The organism is Methylobacterium sp. 13MFTsu3.1M2 (assembly GCF_900112625.1).
Taxonomy (GTDB): Bacteria; Pseudomonadota; Alphaproteobacteria; order Rhizobiales; family Beijerinckiaceae; genus Methylobacterium.
The window spans coordinates 1-3976 of the sequence record NZ_FOMM01000062.1 but is presented as its reverse complement, the minus strand read 5'-3'; the positions used below and the strand labels follow the sequence as shown (position 1 = coordinate 3976).

The following is a 3976-nucleotide window of genomic DNA, read 5'->3' as shown; positions in this document are numbered from 1 at the left end:
CCCCGCGCCGACCCGCCTCTGGGCCGACCCTGAGCGACCTGCGGACCCGCCCACTACGAGGCGGGGGACGGCTGGAAGGCCACGGCGCCGATGCGGGTTCCGGAGGTGCGGGCACGGCGTGCGAGTACGGCGTGCCTGCACCTCGCCCGAGACCGCTCACGGGGAGTCGCAGGACCGGGACGTCGGAGACGCCGCGACGAGACAGACGGCACCGGCCGGGGACCATGCCCGACCGATGCCGCGGGGCGCCGCGGGGATCGGATCCCGCGCGTACTTGGCCGACACCTGGGTTCCCGCGGCGTCCCGCGTCCCTCGTGCTCGCCTCCCGGGCCATGCCCCCGGCGCCACGCGCGCGCGGGGACGATCACGCGTGTCCGGTGCCGGCCGCCGCGGAGGATCGCCGTCGCGCCCGCAGGCGGCGACGGTTGCGTCCCGGCGCCGGCCGCGCGACAACGCGGGCAGCTTCCCGCGCTCATCCGGAACACCACAGACGTGACGTCCAACGCCCCGGCGAATCCCCGAAAGACGTTCGGTCTCTCGACCGCGATCTCATACCCCAACGGCGCGCCCCATATCGGCCACGCCTACGAGGTGATCGCCGCCGACGCGATCGCGCGCTTCCACCGGCTCGACGGCTACGACGTGCTGTTCTCCACCGGGACCGACGAGCACGGGCTCAAGATCCAGCAGGCCGCGACCCGGGCCGGCACCACCCCGCGTGCCTACGTCGACGGCACCGCCGCCCGGTTCCAGGCCATGGCCGACCGGATGGACTGCGCCTACGACCGCTTCATCCGCACCACCGAGCCTGGCCACTACGCCGCCGCCCAGGAGATCTGGCGGCGGATGGAGGCCAACGGCGACATCTACCTCGACAAGTATGCCGGCTGGTACTCGGTCCGCGACGAGGCCTACTACGACGAGTCCGAGACCCGGCTCCTGGAGGATGGCAGCCGCCGCAGCCTCGCCACCGACACGCCGGTCGAGTGGATGGAGGAGGAGAATTTTCTGTTCCGGCTCTCTGCCTACCAGGACAGGCTGCTGAAGCTCTACGACGAGCAGCCCGGCTTCATCGGGCCGGACACGCGCCGGAACGAGGTGGCGAGCTTCGTGCGCTCCGGCCTCAAGGACCTCTCGGTCAGCCGCACCAATTTCGACTGGGGCGTGCCGGTGCCGGGGCATCCGAACCACGTGATGTACGTGTGGGTCGACGCGCTCACCAACTATCTCACCGTCACCGGCTTCCCCGACGCGGAGAACCCCCAAAAAAGATTCTGGCCGATGGACCTGCACGTGATCGGCAAGGACATCGTCCGGTTCCACGCGGTCTACTGGCCGGCCTTCCTGATGTCGGCCGGGCTGCCGCTCCCGAAGCGCGTCTTCGGCCACGGCTTCTTGCTCTCCAAGGGCGAGAAGATGTCGAAGTCGCTGGGCAACGTCCTCGACCCGTTCGAGCTCGCCGACACCTACGGGGTCGACCCGGTGCGCTACTTCGTGCTGCGCGAGGTGCCGTTCGGGGGCGACGGCAGCTACAGCCACGAGGCGATCATCGGCCGGATCAACGCCGATCTCGCCAACGATCTCGGCAACCTCGCCCAGCGCTCGCTCACGATGGTCGCCAAGAACTGCGACGGCGCGGTGCCGGATCCGGGCAGCCTGGACGCGGCCGACACGGCCCTGCTGGCCCAGGCCGACGCCCTGCCGGCACGGGCCCGGACCCTCATGGGCGAGCTGGCGCTCCACACCGTCCTGGCCGAGATCTGGGCCGTGGTGGCCGAGGCCAACCGCTACTTCGCCGCCCAGGAGCCGTGGAAACTGCGCAAGTCCGACCCGGCGCGGATGAACGCGGTGCTCTACACGACGCTGGAATCCCTGCGCGTCTTCGGCATCCTGACCCAGCCCTTCGTGCCGGGGGCGGCGGCCAAGCTCCTCGACCTGCTGGCGGTGCCGGCCGACCGGCGCGGCCTCGCCGATGTGGGGGAGGGGGGCCGGCTCGTCCCCGGCACGGCGCTCCCCGCCCCCGCGCCGATCTTCCCGCGCTTCGAGCGCCCCGAGACTCCGTCCGCCTGAAGGACCTTGCCGCTTGAAGGACCCTGCCGCCCGACGGCCCCGAGACCCGATGCTCATCGACAGCCACTGCCATCTCGACTTCCCGGACTTCGCCGCCGACCTCCCGGGCGTGATCGCCCGCGCCAAGGCCGCGGGCGTCGCCGGCATGCTCACGATCGCCACCCGGGTCGCCAAGGCCGACACCTACCGGGCGATCGCCGAGGCTCATCCCGAGGTCTGGCACACGGTCGGCACCCATCCCCACGGGGCCGCCGAGGAGCCGGACGTCGCCGCCGAGACGATCGCGGGCCTCGCCCAGGCCAGCCCGCGCTGCGTCGGGATCGGCGAGGCCGGCCTCGACTACCACTACGCCGACGCCGCCCCCGAGGCCGTGCAGGAGCGGGTGCTGCGCGCCCATATCGCGGCGGCCCGGCTCTCCGGCCTGCCGCTCGTGATCCACGCCCGGGACGCCGACGACCACATGGAGCGGGTGCTCGCCGACGAGATGGGCCGGGCGCCGTTCCGGGCGGTGCTGCACTGCTTCTCGTCGGGGCGGCGGCTGGCGGAAGCCGGGGTGGAGCTGGGGCTGTACGTGTCCTTCTCGGGCATCGTCACCTTCCGGCGCTCGCACGACCTGCGCGACATCGCCAGGGCCGTGCCCCTCGACCGGATCCTGGTGGAGACCGACGCGCCGTTCCTGGCCCCCGAGCCCCACCGGGGACGGACCAACGAGCCGGCCTACACGGCCGACACCGCCCGGTCGCTGGCCGGGACCCTGGGGCTGACCGCCGAGGACTTCGCCCGGACCACGACGGCGAATTTCTTCACCTTGTTCGACAAGGCCGCCGGAACGCGCCCGGGCGCTGCGTGACGAGTCGGAGCGGGAGATCCGGATGGCGAGCCTGACCCTGCGCATCCTCGGTTGCGGCTCGTCCGGCGGGGTGCCGCGGGTCGGCAGCGGCTGGGGCGCCTGCGACCCGGCGGAGCCGCGCAACCGCCGGCGGCGCTGCTCGATCCTGGTGGAGCGCGCGTCGGGGGCGGGGCGGACCACGCTCCTGGTCGACACCTCTCCGGACCTGCGCGAGCAGCTCATCGACGCCGGCGTGACGCGCCTCGCCGGGGTGCTCTACACCCACGCGCACGCCGACCACACCCACGGGATCGACGACCTGCGCCCGCTGGTGATCGCCATGCGGGCCCGCATCCCGGTCTACGCCGACGCCCTGACGCGGTCGCTGCTCACGGCCCGGTTCGGCTACTGCTTCGAGACGCCCCCCGGGAGCGCCTACCCGCCGATCCTCGACCTGCGCGACCTCGCCGCCGGCCGCGACCTGACCCTGGAGGGGGAGGGGGGCGCGATCACGGTAGAGTCGCTCCCGGTGGAGCACGGCAACGAGGCGGCCCTGGGCTTCCGCTTCGGCGCGGCCGCCTACATGCCCGACGTCAGCCTGATCCCGGAGGCGAGCCTCGCCCGGCTCCGCGGTCTCGACCTGCTGATCATCGACGCCCTGCGGGACACCCCGCACCCGACCCACTTCTCGGTCTCGGACGCCCTCGCGCTGATCGAGTCGGTCCGCCCGCGCAGGGCGGTCCTCACCAACCTGCACACGGATCTCGACTACGGCGCCCTCGCGGCGCGCCTGCCGGAGGGCATCGTGCCCGCCTATGACGGCATGACCCTGAGCCTCGAGGCCTAGCGCGCTCACCGGGAGCGCGAATCGGGCGTCACACGGCTGTCGTCCGCGGAGTCCAAGAAAATCGGCTTTCCGGCCAACAAGCCTGTTGACGGCCGGGAACCGTGGATCTATACCCCGGCTCATCGGCGCCGGCCGCGGAAGTGGACCGGGCGCTGAGCCATCTTCTGACAAGCGGGCGGGCTGGCCGGCGGGATTGCCGGGCGGTCTTCTGTTTGCCTCTGATGAGCCTC

The 3976-nt window shown here is 72.4% G+C and carries 3 protein-coding genes; all 3 read left to right on the top strand.

Going from position 1 to position 3976, the window contains the following annotated elements; translation table 11 throughout:
- The first annotated feature begins 492 nt into the window (after positions 1 to 492).
- From metG to BM314_RS29805, 3 genes are read left to right on the top strand one after another with little or no spacing between them, the layout of a single operon-like run.
- Positions 493 to 2070, top strand: a complete 1578-nt coding sequence (metG, locus tag BM314_RS29815; protein ID WP_091982167.1) for a methionine--tRNA ligase — start codon at positions 493 to 495, stop codon at positions 2068 to 2070.
- A gap of 49 nt (positions 2071 to 2119) precedes the next feature.
- Entirely contained in the window at positions 2120 to 2920 is an 801-nt protein-coding gene (locus tag BM314_RS29810) for a TatD family hydrolase (RefSeq protein WP_091683122.1), read from the top strand.
- 22 nt (positions 2921 to 2942) lie between these two features.
- Positions 2943 to 3746 (top strand): MBL fold metallo-hydrolase, encoded by an 804-nt coding sequence (locus tag BM314_RS29805; protein WP_091982164.1) that lies wholly within the window; start codon positions 2943 to 2945, stop codon positions 3744 to 3746.
- The last annotated feature ends 230 nt before the right edge of the window (positions 3747 to 3976 follow it).

Coding starts and splice junctions, on each gene's coding strand:
- BM314_RS29810 (WP_091683122.1), top strand. CDS start 2,120: ATGCTCATCGACAGCCACTGCCATCTCGACTTCCCGGACTTCGCCGCC.
- BM314_RS29805 (WP_091982164.1), top strand. CDS start 2,943: ATGGCGAGCCTGACCCTGCGCATCCTCGGTTGCGGCTCGTCCGGCGGG.